The organism is Bacillus sp. 3255, assembly GCF_031456485.1.
Taxonomy (GTDB): domain Bacteria; phylum Bacillota; class Bacilli; order Paenibacillales; family NBRC-103111; genus Paenibacillus_E.
In genome coordinates, this window is record NZ_JAVDUS010000024.1 from 22,177 (window position 1) to 40,309 (window position 18,133).

The following is an 18,133-nucleotide window of genomic DNA, read 5'->3' on the forward strand; positions in this document are numbered from 1 at the left end:
TACAAGCAAAGGAATAACTGCATAAGAACTGAAAAAGATGTCAGTTAGTTACGTTGCGGTAAGTAAGGAAATAAAAAAATCCCCCACTGTAGTAAGGGAGAAGGTCCAATTCTAGTGATCCGGTTAATCTTCACTTATTGAGCTAAGCGCTTCACGAACAATTTCAAACTTATTGTCTTCAGAAAGTGTATACCCCTGGTGTGCAAATACATCCTGAATCGTTTTCTTTCCGACTGGATCATTCCCTAAAGAAACAAAAGCATCCTGAATTTTCTTCCGCCATTCTGAATCCATATCTGATCGTATGGCGATAGTGTCATTAGGGATCTTATCAGAGAACGCAAGAATACGGGTATCTTTCAATACATCAGGAAAATCTCGCAGCATGAGTGAGCGAACGTCCTGAAAGACAGCTGCAGCATCGACTTGACCTTTGAGCAAGCCAACAATGGCTCTATCGTGACCTTGGTACATTTTCCCCTCAACATCTTTCACTGGATTTATTCCGCTATTCCTTAGCACCAAACCTGGGTAAACGTAGCCTGCAGCAGAAGTCACACCCTGCCATCCAATGGTCTTGCCCCTTAAATCCTCAAAATTCCAAATTGGTGAGTCCGCTTTAACAACGATCATAGATTGGTAAAAGTCAACGAGCTTCTGAGTCGGCTTCCCCGTGAGCGGATCCGCACCATAACGCAATGCTTGCATAAGCACATCGGCCACCTTAAGGTTATCGTGCGCATAAACATATTGGGATGGCGGCAGAAAACTAATGTCTACTTTCTTGGTAGCCATTGCCTGAATAACATTGGGATAACTGTTGGAAACGGTCATTTTAACGGGAATCCCTAATCGATCACCAAGTAGTTTCTCGAGTGGTTTTGCTTTGGCCTCCAAAGTTTCTGCGTTTTGGGACGGTACGAACTGAATCGTTAATCCGTCGGGCACAAATGTAGCTGATGCTGGCGTGTTATTCTGTGGCACATATGGATATGAAGCAAGTAGGCATGAAAATAAAATTTGAAAGCCCTTGAAATATCTGGTACTATCACACAGTTAAATACTACTAGATTTTAGGAGATGAAAGAATTGAAGTTTAGGCAAATCGGACTACTAGCAGTAACTTTCGTATTCACATTGTGTGTCTCGCAATCCGTTTATGCGCATTCAGGCCGAACGGACGCTAACGGCGGACATAATTGTTCAGCAAGCTCCCAGGCCAAAGGATTATGCTCCGGCTATCACTACCACAATGGCGGATCTTCATCCGGAAGCAGCTCATCATCAACATCTGGATCGTCCAGTGGATCAACTTCCAAGAGTACACCTGCGACCCCGGCGGAAACGATTCCAAGCGGACATGTCAAAGTTGTAAAACCAACATACGCTATTAATGTAAATGGTACATCTGTACCGAATACATCTATTAAATACCCTGTTATCTCGTATAAAGATGTTACGTATTTCCCAATGACTTTCAAGTTTACTCAGGCCCTTGCATTAGAGACCGTTTGGGATGCGGATGTTGGTTTTGTCATTCGTAAGACTTCCAATAAAGCCGGAGACCTTGAACTGGACTATGGTTCTACAAGCTCCAACCTGTATGCAAGCAAACCGGACTTTAATATCTATGTAAACGATGCATGGATCGATAATGGCGCTGAGGAATATCCATTGCTGGTATTAAACGATGTGACCTATTTTCCAATGACATGGCACTATGCCGTTGACGAGTTGGGTCTAACCATTAATTTTGCAAACAACACTTTTTATATTTCTAAATAAAAAAACAACTAACCCCATCCCTTCAGGATGGGGTTAGCTGATTATTTGACGGACAACTTACTTACGCAAATTGCTTCGGGTTCGGACCATATTTGTTCTCATTAGGCTCGCTGTCCATGCAATTAAATACGATAAGAACGATACTTCCAATAAAAGGGATCAAGCCAATCAAGATCCACCAACCGCTTTTCCCCGTATCGTGGAGTCTCCGAAATGTAACGGCTAGTGACGGCAGCAAGACAGCCAAAGAATAGATACCGGTTAAAACGGATTTAATATCCAATATGCGTTCAATAATTGCAAGTCCAATAGAGATAATCAAGTTGAAAAGCACAAACATCCAATATTCCTTGCGCCGTGCTCTTCCTGAAAACCCTACGTAATTTTTCAACACCTTTAAATACCAATCCATCATTATTCCTCCTTCAACATTCATCAAAATCTTTATGTAAAACAGTTGTCAGATACATTTTACAAGAATATGCTCGAATGTCCATAAAGATTCACAAAACTCTTCCTAAAGATTTGATAAAATTCGACATTTACTCCCTCATTTACTCAATAAATGCCATCTCCTTTGTCATTAAGAATTAAGAATCTAATGATGTTCGCATGGGACACGGGCATTTCCCCTTTCAACGAAAGATGTCATGCTTTTATATTTATGAAGGTGAGGGGTGTTTGATGATTGGAAAATGAATTCAGGCTGGTCATTTCTTGTTATTCACATACATTTCCACAATGGATGAGCTGATAGCGAATACGAGGGCCGCTCCTACGAAGAACGAATACAGCAGGATTGCATATTCCGATAATAAAAATTCCGGACTTGCTAAATACCCAAATCCACCGAACATATAGGGCACCATTGCCGCGATAACTAAGCTAATTCCTATTAAATATACTGTCTTAAGTAAGGTATTAATTACGAAGAAACGAGTCTTAAAAAGGCGAAAAAATAAAACGATTACAAAATATATGGGAAGTGCTGAAAATAAAAAAAAGATGTTTACCCAGGGATATAGTTGATCCATCTCGTTATTATCAGGTATGGCAAGTAGGTGGTGAGCCGTATTGTAGGACAGGACTCCCGAAAAGTAGCTTAAGACAACAATTAAGGCGTAAATCAAGAACCTTTTCATTGATTGTTAAACTCCTTCCATTCTACGATCTAGCGTTATAACTTAACATGGAAATTCAATTCTATGAAATGCATTAATTGATCTACGGATCCAATATACACCCCCAACACGGGAGGAATCCGCCCACGTCTTCCGTCGGCAAAGTAAGTATCAACAGCTACATTTTTGTAAGGATGAAACATGCTCCTATCTAATTTAACTCTTTTCCCCTCCGAGTCGACATAGTAACATTCGATAATCCCTGTAATCTCCTCCTTATTCCTCTAGTAATAAATTAATAACATTAAAGAAGCATAAAGATTTTACAAATTTTCTCATATTTCATAGACATTTATTATTTTTTATCGTACGTATGTTGTAATAATTATATTTATTTTACTTAATAAGTAAGGGGTGAAAAATAAAGGATGCATTGATCCTGAATTAACGTATTTACTGTTGTATCAGGATCCGTGGTAGGCTATTGTTCCGGCACATGCCAAAAAGATCCAAGTTCCTATTAATTGATGAAGCGTATAGCCACTTCGTATATGTAAGGAGACTGTTATGAAAAGTAAATTAATAGTAGTTTCGGCTATGGTGTTAAACGTTATCTTCATGTTGTTTGTTTTGTATGGTCAGAGCTATGTAGAGTATGCTCCTACTATCGGATGGTTAGGTGCTTTTATTACATCTCTAGTCATTTTCGTTTCATACCTCATTCAAAATAAGTGAATTACTTGTCAAAGAACAGGGATTTAATATCAGTACATTAAGTCACTCTCTTGCGGGGTGGCCTTTTTCACTTATTGAATGTTGATTTTGAGATTGAGAGGTGTATTTCTATTCGTATAGGATTAAAGAATTATTTTGTCAGACTTTCTATTATTATATTAATCAGCATTTCCTCTATCTTTTTTCTCTTTGCTATGTTTTCAAAGAAGATACATATTAATCAGGGCATAGAACCCAAATTTCATTGTGCCTCGTATTCTCATTGGTATTACTTTTGCAACAAGTCTTTTCTAGAATTTCTTTTTTAGTTCTTGGATTTCTTCAAGTACTCTATTTAATTCTCTACTATTTTTTACGTTATAAACCATAACTATAACTACAACAACAAATAACAAAATAAAAGGTAAAATTGAAGAGAAGAGTCCCCAGTATACAGCCGATAAATCCCACTTTACATCTTCACCCACACAACCATCTCCATTCACTAAATTTGAATTGTTATATATCCCTTGATGGTTGGCTCCAGGGCTGATGCAGATTCCGAATGAGAGGGCTTGCTCGAGGGATAATTACTTTGACATGCATCGCAGAAAATTAAAATCAGTTCTAATAGAACTATTAGGGGCAAAAAGTGCGTTATGACTCGCTCCCGAATTTCTATTTATAAGTTCCGATCCTCCTAGTTTTACTTTTACTCATTGTAGCTAGCTATAATGCTAATATAGTTTGTGGAAATATACAATTATTACTATATTTCAATCATGTTTACCTTTTGTTTCCTCCCACAAACCAATTTGAAAACGATGAATACTAAAAAAGGAAACCACTCACGTGGCTTCCTCCAAAATCAAACATTATCAAGTCCCATGAAATTGAATCATCGCGTACATATCAAGAAACCCATGAACCAGAATAATGGGAATAATGCGTCTCTTTTTCGCAAAATAAATGGAGAAAACAAAAAATAGTACCCCGTTTAATATCGCGGGAATTGCACCTTGATACAAATGATACGACGTTTGGATCAGTGTACTAGCCAGCACAGCGATCTCTTCTTTTTTGAAAAAGTGAAGAAACTCCGTTATTCCATAAGCCCGCACGATCAACTCTTCGAAGAAAGGATTCACAAGGATGAATATGAGATAAAATGGTGTCATATCGCTTTTTAAAAACCCAATGTTACGAACTTCAGCATTCATGTGTGGGACAAATAGAAACATTAGTATCTCGAGTATATAGAACGAGAAATAGAGTAATATCGCATGACCAAGATCGGAGACTTTGAAGGTAATGCCAAGTTCCTTGAAGCTCCTTTGCTGACTCCGGAGTGAGGCGCCAAGTAAGATTAATGCAAGCAGTTCAAGGACCACGCTAAAACCGAAGTCCAAATGACTACCGCCTACCGCCCCACTACTTGGGTGAAATAGAAGATATGTTGAATTAATAATCGGCCATAAAAATGCAAAGCATAGTACGATAATTAACGAGATTAACCTTTTTCTTTCCTCAAAGTTTATCATGAATGTGCTCCTTAAGTTCATTGATCCAATCTGAAAAGATCTACAACCACACAATATTTTACATAATTAAATTCGAATGTCGATGAAGATTTACATAAGTCTGTATAAAGATTTGATAAAGTCCGAGTGGCTTAATCCATTATGCTGGCGCTTCTCCGCAACATAGTTAAGTGGTCCAAGGAAAAGACTTCATATATAAAAAAGACACCGTCCCTCCTGTTAAAGAAGATTACGATGCCTTTCTGCTGATTCATTTATGCATTATTCCCAGCTAAACAGTCTGCTCGCAGACATATGCAAATCTTTGAAAACGAAAGATTGAATTTCCTCCTGCTCCGTATACAGATTCCGTACCTGGTAAGCGCCCTCCTGCAGCGTGTATACATGAATCGTTCGATTCCCAGGATCAACAATCCAATACTCCTGTACGCCATACTTCTGATATAAATTAAACTTTTCATTAAAATCTTTCAACGCCGTGGATGGTGACAGAACCTCAATGATTAACTTGGGGGCACCATAACAACCGTTTTTGGATATTTGATCCTTCGAGCAAACAACCGAGAGATCCGGCTGTGTAACATGATCAGGTGTTTCGTACTCGCCGCTTTCACTGAAATAAACATCGAATGGAGCCACGAACACATAGTAACTCCGATCCTGAAAAAATGTCCGCAATTCAAAATGAAGCTCGCCTACAATAAATTGGTGCAATGAAGTTGGAGCCGGCGATATGTTATAAGCTTTTCCGTTTATTAACTCCCAATTTCCTTCCCAAGTCAACCAATCTTGATAGGTGTGGATTTTCTTCTCATCCGGATTTGACACGATGTTCGACCTCCTTATGTCTACTTCTTGAACCATTCATTAAGCTTACTCACGCTAGATCACTCTTTTTCGATAATGCCGGTTGAAAATAAAATCAATCCTTATACGGATCAAACTCATCCGCTCCAGCCATACAAACACCGATCGGCTTCAGTACATGCATAACCTCGATCGTTTCCGCATGCGCATCCAGCACTTCTTGCAGCTTCCGGTACACGAAAGGACTCTCGTCCGTACCCGCGCCGCGCAGCTCCACACCATAATCCCGAACAGCTTTCATCATTTGTTCCGCACTGATTTGACCGCCGTTTCGGGCGCGGGTTTTCCAGTTCATTTTCCCTGCCGCTTGAGTCCGGCTCATGACCCGCCCCGCTCCATGAACGGTGCTGTAGTAAGCATCCCGGTTCTCCAGGCTATCCTTCCCCTTCACGATAACGGAGATATCGCCCATACTGCCGCCGATGAAGCCAACCTGACCGGGTGCGGACGGAGTTGCTCCTTTGCGGACGACCACGACTTGCTTGCCGTTATGCTCCTCCTGCCAAGCGTAGTTATGATGGTTATGCACTTCCAGGTCCGCTTCCGCTCCCATAATCGACAATACCTGCTTCATCACATAATCCCGCCCGGCATAGGCATAACGCCCCGCCAGCTTCATCGCCCGGTAGTACATATCGCCAAGCTCGCTGCTCAGATCCAGCAGGACAGGCGGCTGATCCATCTTCTCACCGGGGGCGTTCGCGAGAAACTCTCTGCCGGCAGCCAAGTTGATGAAGCCGCTTGCCGTTTTGTGACCGAACCCGCGGCTCCCGAAATGATTCGCGATCCACACACGGCCGGTCCCCGCCTCTTCGAACAAATCTACGAAGTGGTTGCCGCTGCCGACGGTGCCGAGCTGACTTTGCGCCAAGGCTTTCAGCTTGTCGTGCTCCTGTTTGCCCACCGCCTTGAAGACGGCCCAATCCGGATCGTCATAAAGCTCGTGATCCACCTTCTCATTATTAACACGGCCCACGCCAAAAGAGATTTTGCGGGCGATCTCGTCCATCTTCCTCGCTAATGCGGGCTTCATAGATTCGGCAAACAAATTGGTACGCACCGCTTTGTTGCCGCATGCAATGTCATACCCCACACCGGAAGGAGAGATTTGTCCGTCATAGACGACAACACCGCCGATCGGTTGGCTGTACCCTTTATGATGGTCCGCCATAAGCAGTGTTTGGACAACATTACCAGTGTTCGCACACATCTTCGCTTGCGCTAACGCCCCGCTGTCGGGATTCCCCCAGACACGAACGCCTTCTATATGTTGATAAGCCATATCCTATTTCAACTCCTACATCTTGTAATCTTACCCGAGTTTAAATCCCTTTGGCTGCCAAGAGCTTATGGATCCGTTCTTTGACCGAGCCGTCAGGTTCAATCTGTGATAATTGATGGACCACTCCAATAAGCCGCTCTCCCCAAGAGGCAGCGCTCCAACCCTCTAACGCTTTGAGCGCTAGATTCCGATTGCGGGTTACAGGACTGTTCAAACCTGTCAGGATCAATTCTACACCAACCCCTTCATGCCCATCCAAACTTTGCAAAATAGCATCCAAATTCCGATGCACAGCAAATTCTTGGCCTAATCCCAGCTCATCCCTGGGACCGGTAGCAATTTGATGAAGAGGAAGATGCTCGGTGGCAAATTGTATTAATCGCCGAATTCGGTTAGGATCGCTCGATTTCATGAGTTGAAAGTAATGGAAATCCTGCAGCGGATTAGCAGCAAGCTGGTCATACAGCGTATCCCAAATGTCCAGGCCAAGCTTATCCGCACAAGCTGAACCATAGTAGCGAGCCGATGAATCACCGGCGCTAACAGCATCCTTCACGATGCTTATCCACTTCACGTTGGCAATAAGCAGTTCACATGCATCCCTATTATCGGTTCTTATCTGCTCAGTCCATCCCTCCGACATTCGCCGGGACCAACGCTCCCCATCCCCGGCCAAGAAGTCGCGAATGCTAAGTATCACCGACAAATGCCTAGCGGTCGAGCCCATTTCCTTGGCCAGCCTTACGTAATCGGACATAACCTGCGGACCATCCTCATAATCATCGATATCCTCCGCCGGCCCGCCACTCATTAACGCTTCAATGATATCAGTTGCTCCTTCGAACAGTGCGCTATCCACATGCTCAGCCGAAAGCGCCTCCCGCAGGCCGCCATTTCTCGCACAAGTGAAAGCTAAGTACTCATTCATGACATTATTGGGGCAGCCCTCGCGCAGCAGCCAGTCTCTGATCTCCTGTGTAGTCGGCTCGAGTCTCTCGACGAGATGAATTTTCCCCCACCCATGAACATGCTTAGCCAATTCAAAAAGTACTTGATTACTGTCTTCCATGCCATTTCGTATCGCTACCACGGCATATAAAGTAAATTCATCGTGCCTCCCTAATGTTAGAAGCAGTTCCTTCACTTGCTCGTTCTGAAAAAGACCCAGCAGCGCAATCCCAAACTTGACGGCATTCCGGTGCGTTCCATTTTCGGCTAACCATTTCGCCTCATCGAATACGGCCTCTGGCTTTATGCCCGGCAGCTTACGCACCTCGTCGAGTATGGCATCAATCTTGCTGCCAATATCCGCCTTCACAAGCTTGGCATACAGCGCCTTACGAACGGATTGCTTCGGTTTTCTCGACTGCTTCGCCAGCAGTTGAACCAACTCACGGGTATCGTCTGTCATCTGACCCGGCCCCGCATGGTGCCCTAAGGCACCGTCCAAACCGCCCGCTACCCACTTCATCTTACTGCCAGACCAGAACTCTTCGTCATCCGGCAGCGATCCGTCCACGGATTCGCCTTGCTCCTTAATATAAGAATAAATCGAGCTCTTGCCTTCCCAGAGCGGACGGACTGCTTTATTGAAAAAGAGTAACATTGTTTTCATCACCTTGTTCCCATATTTATTATTATTGTCTAGCCCCACCAAGAAGCGAATTCAACTGCTCCAACAGATTACCCCCGCCGGTCAGCGAAATCGTCCCGATTTTCTCACACATTTTCTCGAGAAATTCAATTTCCTTCAATCGGAAGAGAGTCTGATTCTCATCCATCAGCTTGGCTGTGTTAAGCAGGCTGCGGGTGGAAGCCGTCTCCTCACGACGGGTAATCAAGTTGGCTTGGGCCTTCTTCTCGGCTAGCAGAACCGTATTCAGTATCTCTTTAACATCCCCAGGCAGAATGATATCTTTGACACCGGCGGAATAGAATTTGACCCCATAATCCTCGCTCTTGTCGTTCAGACGGGAAAGTACAAATGCCGCAATCTCTTGCTTCATCCGCAACAGGTTATCGAGCTTCAAAGTCCCGACATATTCACGCAAAATTAACTGCAGAAGAATATAGACCTGATCTTCGAAAGCTTTGATCTCCAGCACCCGCAGCGGGTTGACAATCTTGTACTGGCAGACGAAGTTTAAACGAAGCGTTACCTTGTCTTCCGTCATCATTTCCTGACCCGTCATATCCAGCTGCTGCTGCCGCAAATCGACGGTTTTGATCGATGCGATCACCGGCCCCTTCCAAAAGTAATATTTCCCCGGGGCAAGCACCTTCTGCATGACATTGTTATTAAATAGCACCCCTGTCTCGTGGCTGGCCACTTCGGACGCATAGAGATACCCAGCAATTTTCGCAAATATCGCTTTATCTATATCTGAACCAACCTCTGGTTGGCGAATGTCGACTCGAGTAAAGTCGTGCTTTTTGAGCACAGTCCAGAAAGCGTATTTACCGGCTGTCAGCAGCGACAAGAACTTGCCATCCTCATAATGAAGCACGTACTCATGATCCTGAACATGGATAACGGTAAGTTCCCCGAGCAAACGTTCATCTTGAAGAAACAAGTTCAGATCTTTCCCCTGCACGGCAAACGGCTTCGTAACATTCAACAAGACGATCTCATCATCAGAAAATGGAGCGATCCGATAAGCGCCCGGCTGCAAGTGCTTCACATAACTGCCTTTTCTAAACAGTAGTCCTCTTTCGTCAGCTTTCACAATGATTTTCTTAAACATAATTTATCTCCTCATTTCACGGAACTTTGATGATTTGATGGTGGTTGGTGACCTCTCATAGGGAATCCCCCTGATTCAGGAGCGGAGCCAAGCTTGAGGTTGGGAAAATCGGCACCGACACACGTAACTTACAGATAGCGAATGCGATCTCCATTTCAGTCCGCGCCCGCTCTTCTTGCCGCTACCTGGCCATGCACCTTATTCCTATCCGGTATCCGCTGGCTGCTAAGCTGCGTTCTCAGTGCCTGCCCGATGGCAAACTGAGGATTCCCGCTAACAGGTCTAATAAAATTGTTCATCGCTCGAGTGGAAGTCGAGTGTTCTACCAGAATCGCTCACTATGCGATTGGGGAATCGAACCCCAAATAATGGTTTCTTACCGTCCGATCGTACAGGATACCGCATCATACGATGCGCGGCACTGCGGGATATCTCGATATCCCCGCCTCGTTACGACCGTCCGAACAAGAAACATGTAGGATGGGAACGCCCTTTGGCGTTTATCGTCTACAGGTTCTATCTTCGCTCATTTCCGTAATAACGAACATGGCGAAAGTATTACGACGCCGCATAAACTTTTCCATTCCACCCAAATCCATCCCCTGTTACAATGGAAGAACATGTTACTTTTGAACGGAGGATCCCTCGTGGCCAAAGAGAGCTTTGATAAAGAAATTCAGTTCCTGCGGATGCTCGTGCTTACCAGCGGGGCGTTCAGCAGGCAGCAATTCGCGGAGCGGCTCGGCATTTCCGTCCATACCTTCGATAAAACGATCCGCCGGCTCAAAGAAGTCGTGAGCTCCATGCACCAGCATTTGCCCAAGGATCAAAGCCGGGAATTAGCCCAAACGATTCGGTTCAGCTACTACGACTCCACCGATCCTCTGCTCTTGTTCCTGTTCCGCGCCAAATCCGTCAAGGAATCCGAAAGTCAGCGCATCTCGCTGCTCATAGCCGCGCTGAACGATCAGCCTATGACCGCGATGGAACTTTTGGATACGTGCTGCAGCAGCCTCCCCGCCGATCTTCCGATGCCCGACGAGAAAACCATACGCTCAGACCTCAAATACTTGGAGGAGGTTGGCGTCATTCGAAGAGAACCAGGCCCCCGCCCCTACCGATACCGGATTCAAAATGATCTGGTTCGAAGCTTATCGGATGAGGAGCTAATCGATCTGTACGATTTCGTGGATGTGATGGCGAACACGCAGGTCCCTTCGGTTCAGGGCTATCTGCTTCGCGACGGTCTCAAAAAGCATCTGCTGCGCAACCCAGCCCGGCAGGATACGCTCGAACCATTTCTATATAAGTATCATTATCACTCCCGAATCCTGGATGAGGCGCATCTGTTTACGCTCCTTCATGCCATCCGGCACCGGCGCAAGGTCCGTTTCCTGTACTTCTCGCCGAAGTCTGAGAAAAGCTACGCTTCCAAGAACACCAATCCCCTCTTCGCACGGGACACGGAGGGCAAAGCCGAGAAGACGCTTCCGCTTAAGATTGTGTACGATCATCAATATGGCAGATGGTATCTGCTCGCTCACGGCAGAGAGGGCCTTCGCAAATACCGCATGGAAGGCATCACCCAAATCGAAGAGGATGAAACCGTGGATGAGGCTTGGCATGAGGACAAGAAGAACGAGCTTGCGGAGAAAATAAAATACAGCTGGCTCATCGATACCGGCTTACCCGTGACCGTGCGCGCCCGATTCTATCATCCGGAAGGCTCGGAGCCGAACTTCGTCAAAGAGCGGGTCCTGCTGCAGGGGCAATGGGGAGAGATTGTGGATGAAGATGAGGAATCATTCGTATATGAAATCCAAGTCAACGGCACGACCGAAATCAAGCCCTGGCTGCGCAGCTTCGGCTCCAGCTGCGAGATCTTGGAGCCCAGCCGGCTGCGGCGGGAAATGATTGCCGAATGGAAGGAGATTCAGTCTTACTATGAATCTGTTTGAGAAAATTTTTAACCACCAGATCATCTCCCGGTTGGAGGACTCCGGCACCTTCATGGTCACCTCGCACGAACGTGCTTGGCTGAAGACGATGCTCGAACAGCCGGCGGCAGCCGATGCCTTCACGGCGGACACGCTGGATAAGCTGCGCTCCATCCTCGAGCCGGATCCCGTCATGGATACCTCCCGCCACTTGGTGGAGAAAGCCCGCATGTCGGAGAAGCAGGTCTACCACCCGCTCCTGCGAACCTTGCGCCGGCACATCATGAACAGGACTGGCATCCGTCTGACCTACGAAATTAAGGGCGGCCGCGTGAATACGGATCATTCCGGCGTTCCCTACAAGCTGGAGTACTCCATGGTCAAAAGAGAATGGTATCTGCTCTGGTATCACACGCGGCATCACGCCTTCAAGAGCACCCGACTGAACAAAATTCAAGCGCTCACGGAAGAGTCCATCGAACCGTCGGCAGCAGATCGTATACGGAACCAGATTGGAAGAACTCTCGATTCCCGCAAAAGCGAAGTGCTTATCGAGATCGTCCGCCTCTATAATCCGGAGCTGTCCCGCATTCTGTACGCCTTCTCCAGCTTCGAGAAAGACGTGGAGTACGATGCGGCGAACGACACCTATCGGGTCAGAATCACACTGCTAGGGGATGAAATGGAGTATTTGCTCTCCAAAATTCGCTTCCTGGGGAAACGCGTCCGGGTGGCCGAGGGCGATTATTTGAAAAGGCGGATGCTGGAGTCATCGGGGAAGGCTTTGGAGCGATATGGGGTTGTTGCGGGGGAGGAGGAGGAAGAACTGCTAGGGTAAGGAGAAATGAACATCAAAAAACTCTACATCAACGATGTAGAGTTTTTTGGCATAAAGCTTATTTCATGTCGTTAATTTGCTTTAGCATACGTACGACAACGGTGACCACTTGAGCTCTTGTGCTATTTTGAGACGGTGCAAAATGGGTATTGTCCACACCATTCAGCAAGCCAAGTGATGTAGCCGCTGCAACGTATTGTTTAGCCCACTCACTTATGCTGCTTGCATCTGCATAATCATTCGGTAGATCTGAAACAATATCGCTCAGTTTTTTACCGGTAACGTTCAAATACGCATTGACCATCATAACCGCCAGCTGCTCTCGCGTTACATAAGCCTCTGGAGAGAAGGTGCTGTCGCTTGTCCCTCCTACGATATTCGCAGCATAAGCGGCGTTCACAGCATCCACATACCATGAATCAACAGCTACGTCTTCAAAAGCTTTTGATTCTGCTTGAGAGGACAGGTGAAGTGCCTTCTGCAGGATGGTAACAAACTGCGCTCTCGTCATGTTGCTGTCCGGTTGAAAGGATTGCTCGTCCATACCATCGATAATCTTTTTGCCGACAAGCTGATCAATGTCTTTTTGAGCCCAGTGCCCTTGGGTATCCGCAAATGTTTTCTCGGCTGCTGCCGTCTTCTCCAAAACGGCATACTTCGAAAAGTGTGATAATGACGCGGTAATTGTTCCGTCGCCATTTATCCGTCCCCCGATATAGGTCCAGGTGCTCGTTGTCTCATCCAACCAATACACACCCAAATTCTTATCGTTCGTTACTTTTGACGGATCGTAGCGGAAAGTTGCCTCAATAGGCGTCTCAAACGTTGTTAGGACCTTATCTTTTTCAGCTAATGAAAGCTCCAGGATCGGGGATGCCGTTGCGAAGTCTCCAAGGATCTGAACGTCTTCAGAAGCAATTGTAAGCTTCACAGTTTCAAATTCGTATGCCCCACTTAAGGAATTAACGGGGAATATGAAATGCACGTCGTTTGCTTTAATGATGATAGGCTTGCCCTTATTCGCCGCAATCTTAGCGATATCTCCCTCGAAGCTAACGGTAGTAATATCAAGATGCTGTTTAGCCGTAGCATCAAGGATAAGCTCCTTCTTGGCTTCTTTGGCGAGATCGATCAACATATCTATATGAGCCGGTTGGAAGGAATAAGTCATTCTGCCGTTGGCGTCACGCGTCGGCAAGCTTACGCCTCCGCCTCCTCCGCCACCACCACCGCCTCCGCCTGCTCCACCGACCCCAGGGGCGGCAGGTTCAGCTGTATAGGTTTTTGCAATCTTCATACTTGGATAGCCGCCGCCATGCTGCACGGAGAAATACAAACTCCCCTCCCCGGACCCTAGCTGAGGAACGGTAAAGCTCAAAGAAGCAGCATCCGGGGCAACTTCTTGACGTAAGTATGAGTTGGCTGACGTGGAATCGCGATACACCCTTACGATATCTCTGTAATTCAGACCCGATACAGTAATCGTATCAGAGGATCCGGTTTTATTATTAGTAATTTGAATTTGATCGGGATTCAAGGATAATCCGTACGTCCGATCAATTATGTTAGTGGTAACAGGAGTGCTCATTCCCGTCGAAGACACGGCATAAACTGCAATCTTCGTTGCTCCTAATGGAATCTGGGTATTCATAGGGATACTAGCCTGATATATGCCAAATCCGCCTCCTGGAATGCTAACCATTGCTTTAAGTTTTTGCAGTTGATCGTTGACGTAATAAATATCGTAACGAGTTGTAGAATAGAAGCTATTACCAGAATAAAAGAGTAGAGTCCCTCCTATTTCCCCTGCATCTCCATCATAATCCAGTTGGTTCACACTAATGGCAGGGGATTGGCTATCCGTCGGCAAGGTAGAAACAGATTCACTCGATATATTATCAACCAGATTATAATACCCCAATAAAACCTCCTCATTTGTCGGATTCACCGCTTTTACCATCAAGCCCCAAGCACCCGCTGGAATTTGCATATCCTGAATAGTGAGGTTATACCGCTGCTGCCCTTTGTTCACCTCCGCGATAGGCTGCCCGATAGTCATTAGATTTAAATCCACAAAGCTGACCACATATTTGCTTACCATATTTTCATTGAAGACAGGAATCCAGTGCAATACGCCATCAATTTTCGAAGCGCGAGCATCTAAGTCCTCAAAGTAATCATTACCTGGATCAGCGTCGATACTGTCCCATAATCCGAAGTAGAGTCCGTCCTTGCCCTCACCTTGACTATTTTTGCCGAAAATCCCGATCCTTTGAGTACCTGCTGGAATTGCAGTCCCGTGCGGCAGTGTAATTTCATAAGACGGATAACCCACCCATTGATTGGGGCGATTAAGGTTATTTCTAGTTATTTCGGCAATGGATTGCAGTTTAACATTGTTCCCGTCGACGAAATAAAGTACATAGCTTGTTGCCGCTCCTTCCGAGGAGGCTTCTCTCCAACTGAACGAACCGCCAATGCTTCCTTGAGATACATCTCTATCCAAGTTTGGACCCATGAAAAGATCCGGGGCGGGAATCGCTGTATTCGTTCCTTCAATAACCGGACTACTTATCGTATTATCAAAAATCTGCATCCGGTACAATTCAGTTCCAACATTCCCAACCAGATCTTTCGGCCTTAAGTCGAGATAAACGGCCCCCTGAGGCACAATATTCTCGGCAACATCAACACGATAAGTTATACCAGGCAATGTATGCTTGGAAACACTGTAATTACCACCGAGCTGTGCTCCAGAAGCATCCGCAAATGATATTTGATAACCGGTATAGTTCATTTCAATTGGCGTGTACCATGAGACCAACGGATGGATGTTTCCACGAACGGTACTCTGATCTTCAAGTGTGTAGTTAAAGTAGGAGGGTGAATTCCCTCCGCCTCCGCTACCTGGCGTATTGACATAATCCGAAAGCTCAACCGTCGCAGCGGAAGAACTTTCTCCGTTAGCGTTCTTTGTATAAACGCCTAAATACTTCGTTCCCGGCATAATGCTTGTTTGGGGAATTGAATAGTTATAATACCACCGAGATGATTCATACGGAGCTTCTCCAATCAGAGGTCCTAGTTTATTCAAGTTTTCATCCAGAAAATAAATCGTATAGCCGGTTATGATGGAGGTGCCTGGCGGCATACTGTACCAAGAAACCGTACCTCCTATTACTCCTTTAGTCGACTCAGTATCGTAAAAGCTAACATCTGTTACTCTAAGATCCGGAGGATTGAATTCCGGTGCATGATCGCGAAGCGCCTGCATATTAGTGAACTTCTGAAGGGTTTTTCCGTCTTCAGATACCACTACAATTTCACCGTTTGGCAAAGGTAATACAATCTTCGCGACGGATGATAGATGGTATTGAATAGCATACGAATCCCGATTCCAGACCGCATCTTTGGCAAAAACGTTGACTCCGTTAGCGGCAATAATAGCTGCTCCGGAATAGCCGTTCCATGAACGGAGCAGCGTATTTTTATCCAAAAGAAAGCCTGCGTAATAGAGGTCGTTTCCACTCAGCGTGAGACTGCCTTTAGGAAAGTCAGGGTAACTGAATAATGGTGAAGCAACCTGCTGTGACATGTCGGTCAGATTAAATTTAAAAACCTGACCTGCTGCGTACTCATTCGCTTTCCCGAAATATAAGGCATTATCAGCTGCACTGAGAATCATTCGTCCTGGAGTATCAATACTCGCAGCATAGGTAGCCTTAGTTCCAGTAGCCGTATCCAGAACCCGAATCCCAGAAAAAGTTCTATCGCTTGCGGTGTAGTACAGCTTTTGATTGCCATATACAACTTGACTGACAAAACTGCCGATGTCCCAAGAATAGACAGATCCGCTGACACTGGTTCCAGAAAGTGTATCCACTCTAGCAATTTTATTAGCTGATGCGAAGCTAATATATAGTTGGTTATGATCCATGTAGATGGAATTCGGTTGAGAGCCTATCGTTCTGGTTTCTTGAACGGTCATATCGCTTGTTCGTATTCGCATTAATTGATTGTTTTCGGCCGAAATGGCAAACAAATTCGCACCATCGCTGCTATATACGACATCCGTCACTGTTTTATCAAGCACAACCTTCTGACCATCCGATATCGGAGGTTTCGGAGTCGTTGGATCTGCGTGGATGATTTGAATAACATTCGGGATATTCGAGTTCCAAACGTCAGACCCCGTATAGGAATAAATGCGATTCTGACTATCCACTACAACATTTCTGGCTGCAACAGGAAGCTCGGCAATTTGAGAAAATCCGTCCCGCTCATACAAGTAGCTATGGGATGGCGCAGCTGCCCCAGAGTTTCCTGAGTCGCTAGTAAACACTTTGTCGCCTGCAATATGCATGACATTATGCTTATAGCTCCCTTCAATGGATGCTAGGTCTGTGGTTTTGAATCGATAGCGCGCATAGAAAACTTGCCCCCCATCGACAAGCACCTTTCTGGCTGGATAACTGAAGCCGTAGCCGTTATCATAACTAGATTTCACAATGGGCTGCAGGGTCGTCGTGCTGTACGAAAAAAGATTGGAGCCGCTCATGCTCGACTCGCCAATAAATAGAATATGGTTCATCGCATCGACAGCAAGATCGGGGTTGTAAAAAGTTTTCGCAATTCCTGGACCCAGCATAGACTCTACATGTGTTGCTATATCGTAGGCCGCCACTTTACACCACTGGTCGTATTCTGCATAAAACAACTTGCTGCCATCCATGGCTATTTCGTATGGCTTGATAGAGGTTGTAATCGATCCCACCGCTGACTTTTGCGCAAGATCCACGATAGCAATGGTATTGGAACCAGACAGTGCAACGTAAAGTTTGTCACCAGCCTGTACTAAATCTGAAGGTCCCGAACCGACAGTTAAATACTTTTCAATCTTAAGGTCACTCATTCGGATAAATAGCAGCGTATTGGCTTTAGGGGAAACAGCGTAAATATACCCTCTCGCTTCATCCAAAACCCATTCCCTGATTGGATTTTCAAGTGTAAGGGAAGGAGGGGTTTCACTTCCTGCATATGCTTTGTTTTCATTAATTCCTGGGAAAATGAAAGATGAGAGGATCATAAATATAGCCAGCAAGACTATAGATATTCTCTTATTTAATAACTTCCTGTATGTTCTGGTGTGCATGGAAAACACAATCCTCCTATTTGATCTAAAGTCATTTGTGTCAGTAATATACTACAAATTAATTTCTGTATATGAAGCTGCTGAGAAAACATCCCCCTCTTCATTCAAATTCAGTCCCTGTGTGATCCACCGGGATATGCAAATATTAACTG

13 protein-coding genes are annotated in these 18,133 nt (G+C 45.4%); 3 read left to right on the top strand and 10 right to left on the bottom strand.

What is annotated here, in order from left to right; genetic code table 11:
• Window positions 1-123 precede the first annotated feature (123 nt).
• On the bottom strand, window positions 124-1,056 hold the full coding sequence (locus tag J2X61_RS29945) for a phosphate/phosphite/phosphonate ABC transporter substrate-binding protein (RefSeq protein WP_310193531.1): 933 nt from the start codon (window positions 1,054-1,056) through the stop codon (window positions 124-126).
• 24 nt (window positions 1,057-1,080) lie between these two features.
• Here J2X61_RS29945 and J2X61_RS29950 point away from each other — a divergent pair, with 24 nt between their 5' ends.
• Window positions 1,081-1,785, top strand: a complete 705-nt coding sequence (locus J2X61_RS29950; RefSeq protein WP_396135523.1) for a YHYH domain-containing protein — start codon at window positions 1,081-1,083, stop codon at window positions 1,783-1,785.
• Between the two features lie 61 nt (window positions 1,786-1,846).
• On the opposite strand, the gene J2X61_RS29955 is transcribed toward J2X61_RS29950, so the two are convergent.
• The 8 genes from J2X61_RS29955 to J2X61_RS29990 all read right to left on the bottom strand — a co-directional run bounded on the left by J2X61_RS29955 (window position 1,847) and on the right by J2X61_RS29990 (window position 10,353).
• Window positions 1,847-2,197 (bottom strand): DUF805 domain-containing protein, encoded by a 351-nt coding sequence (locus J2X61_RS29955; RefSeq protein WP_274472689.1) that lies wholly within the window; start codon window positions 2,195-2,197, stop codon window positions 1,847-1,849.
• Between the two features lie 1,734 nt (window positions 2,198-3,931).
• Window positions 3,932-4,108: a hypothetical protein gene (locus J2X61_RS29960; RefSeq protein ID WP_310193338.1), complete on the bottom strand. Its 177-nt coding sequence runs from the start codon at window positions 4,106-4,108 to the stop codon at window positions 3,932-3,934.
• 390 nt (window positions 4,109-4,498) lie between these two features.
• Window positions 4,499-5,161, bottom strand: coding sequence for a CPBP family intramembrane glutamic endopeptidase (locus J2X61_RS29965; protein WP_274472650.1), 663 nt, complete (start codon window positions 5,159-5,161; stop codon window positions 4,499-4,501).
• Window positions 5,162-5,422: 261 nt separating this feature from the next.
• Complete coding sequence (locus J2X61_RS29970) at window positions 5,423-5,989, bottom strand: Uma2 family endonuclease (protein WP_379241040.1); 567 nt, start codon at window positions 5,987-5,989, stop codon at window positions 5,423-5,425.
• A gap of 94 nt (window positions 5,990-6,083) precedes the next feature.
• Entirely contained in the window at window positions 6,084-7,310 is a 1,227-nt protein-coding gene (locus J2X61_RS29975; RefSeq protein ID WP_310193341.1) for an RtcB family protein, read from the bottom strand.
• A 40-nt stretch (window positions 7,311-7,350) separates the two neighbouring features.
• Window positions 7,351-8,925 (bottom strand): limonene hydroxylase, encoded by a 1,575-nt coding sequence (locus J2X61_RS29980; RefSeq protein ID WP_310193344.1) that lies wholly within the window; start codon window positions 8,923-8,925, stop codon window positions 7,351-7,353.
• Window positions 8,926-8,947: 22 nt separating this feature from the next.
• The gene (locus J2X61_RS29985; protein WP_310193346.1) at window positions 8,948-10,054 is read right to left on the bottom strand and encodes a slipin family protein; all 1,107 of its coding nucleotides are present in this window, start codon (window positions 10,052-10,054) and stop codon (window positions 8,948-8,950) included.
• Between the two features lie 155 nt (window positions 10,055-10,209).
• Window positions 10,210-10,353, bottom strand: coding sequence for a hypothetical protein (locus J2X61_RS29990; RefSeq protein ID WP_310193349.1), 144 nt, complete (start codon window positions 10,351-10,353; stop codon window positions 10,210-10,212).
• Between the two features lie 348 nt (window positions 10,354-10,701).
• Here J2X61_RS29990 and J2X61_RS29995 point away from each other — a divergent pair, with 348 nt between their 5' ends.
• Together J2X61_RS29995 and J2X61_RS30000 are read left to right on the top strand one after the other, a co-directional pair.
• Window positions 10,702-12,012, top strand: a complete 1,311-nt coding sequence (locus J2X61_RS29995; protein ID WP_310193352.1) for a helix-turn-helix transcriptional regulator — start codon at window positions 10,702-10,704, stop codon at window positions 12,010-12,012.
• Window positions 11,999-12,829 carry a WYL domain-containing protein gene (locus tag J2X61_RS30000; protein ID WP_310193354.1) on the top strand — a complete coding sequence of 277 codons (831 nt, stop codon included), beginning with the start codon at window positions 11,999-12,001 and terminating at the stop codon, window positions 12,827-12,829. Before J2X61_RS29995 ends, J2X61_RS30000 begins: the two co-directional genes overlap by 14 nt.
• A gap of 58 nt (window positions 12,830-12,887) precedes the next feature.
• Here the strand turns inward: J2X61_RS30000 and J2X61_RS30005 are convergent, their stop codons facing one another.
• Entirely contained in the window at window positions 12,888-17,981 is a 5,094-nt protein-coding gene (locus tag J2X61_RS30005) for an S-layer homology domain-containing protein (protein ID WP_310193357.1), read from the bottom strand.
• Between the last annotated feature and the right edge of the window lie 152 nt (window positions 17,982-18,133).